This window comes from Rhizobacter sp. P3_B12 (genome assembly GCF_056402895.1).
The window spans coordinates 1-1,422 of the sequence record NZ_JBFUGN010001284.1 but is presented as its reverse complement, the minus strand read 5'-3'; the positions used below and the strand labels follow the sequence as shown (position 1 = coordinate 1,422).

The 1,422-nt window shown below is 73.6% G+C and carries 2 protein-coding genes; both read right to left on the bottom strand.

From position 1 onward, the window contains the following. Positions 1-708 (bottom strand): carboxypeptidase-like regulatory domain-containing protein (locus AC1D01_RS34560; RefSeq protein ID WP_477874007.1); only part of this gene is annotated, 708 nt, incomplete at its 3' end. A gap of 34 nt (positions 709-742) precedes the next feature. Further along, positions 743-1,422, bottom strand: a 680-nt coding sequence (locus tag AC1D01_RS34555; protein WP_477874005.1) for a c-type cytochrome, incomplete at its 5' end; no start/stop codon positions are given.

The following is a 1,422-nucleotide window of genomic DNA, read 5'->3' as shown; positions in this document are numbered from 1 at the left end:
GTGCCACAGCGGCACGCTGGCGGGCGGGTTCGGCGAGCGCGTCGACAACGGGATGCGCACGGTGGCCTGGCTGCCGGGTTTCAGGTTCAGGCGCCGGCCCTCGGCATCGCGCAGGTCGACCTTGACGGCACCGAAGCTCTCGATCGCGCGCACGCTGCCGTTCTGCAACGTGGTGTAGCCGCCGGGCATGCGTTCGGGGTCGCGCGCCGGGTCGACCGGCGTGACGCTGACCGACACGGTGCCGGCCGCGGGCGCGCCGGTCTCGGCGTCGACCAGGCTGGCGGCGGGCAGCACCACCTGCGCGGTGCCGGCGGCGTTGCCGATGACGGCGCTGGCCGCGGCGTCGAAGGCCTGCGGCGCGGCGAGCTTCAGCAGGCGCACGCGGATGTCGGCCGTGCTGCTGGCGGTGAGTTTGACAACGGCGACGTTCGCGCCGTGCTGGGTGGCCTCGACCTTGACGGTCACGCGCTCGGCCGGCGCGACGCCGTTCAGCGTGAAGCTGCCGTCGCCGGCGGTCTTCGTGCTCGCGCTGCCGGCCGTGACGGTGGCGTTGGCGACGGCCTGGTCGCTGTCCATGTCGACGACGTGGCCGGTGACGCTGGCAGTGGCCGGCGGCGGGCTGTTGCCGCCATCGTTCGAATCGCCGCCGCACGCGGCGAGGGCCAGGCCGGCGAGCAGGGCCGCCAGGCCATGGGTGAATGATTTCATCATCGGTGTCCCTTGGTGAGAAATGAGGAGGGCTTCAGCGGTTGCCGGCGGTTCGCGGCGCGAGGCCCTTGAGGTGCAGGTACAGCGCCTGCGCATCGGTGTCGTTCAGCGCCTGCAGCGACTCGAACGGCATCACGCGGCTGATCGCAGTGCCGTCGGGGCGCCGGCCGCTGCGCAGCATCTGGACGAACGCGCCTGCATCGGCGTAGGGCGCCATCGCGCTGCCGTCGCCCGGCGTCAGGTTCGCGGCGGCCGGCCACTCGGGCGGCGCACCGGGGATGCGCCCGCCCGACAAGCCGGCGCCGTGGCAGCCGATGCAGGCGTTCGCGACGTAGGCCCCGTGCACGGCGGTCGGTGCCTCGGGCACCGGCTGCGACGGCGGCAGCGCGTGGTCGATGATCTCGGCCGCGTCATGGATCACGCCGGCGGCATACAGCGCCTTCACCGGCAGCGGGAACTCGATCAGCGCGGGGCCGCCGCTCGCGAGCGGCATCTGCCGCAGCCAGGCGATCAGCGCGCCGAGGTCGGCATCGGTGAGCCGGTTGTAGTCCTCGCTCGGCATCACGATCGCCGGGCGGCCGTCGGGCTTCACGCCGTGGCGCACGGTGCGCACCCAGTCGGCCACCGTGTAGCGCTCGACCGCGCTGCCCGGCGCCGGCGTGATGTTGGGCGCGCGCACCCGCATGCCCTTGCCGTCGTTGACCACGTCCTTGC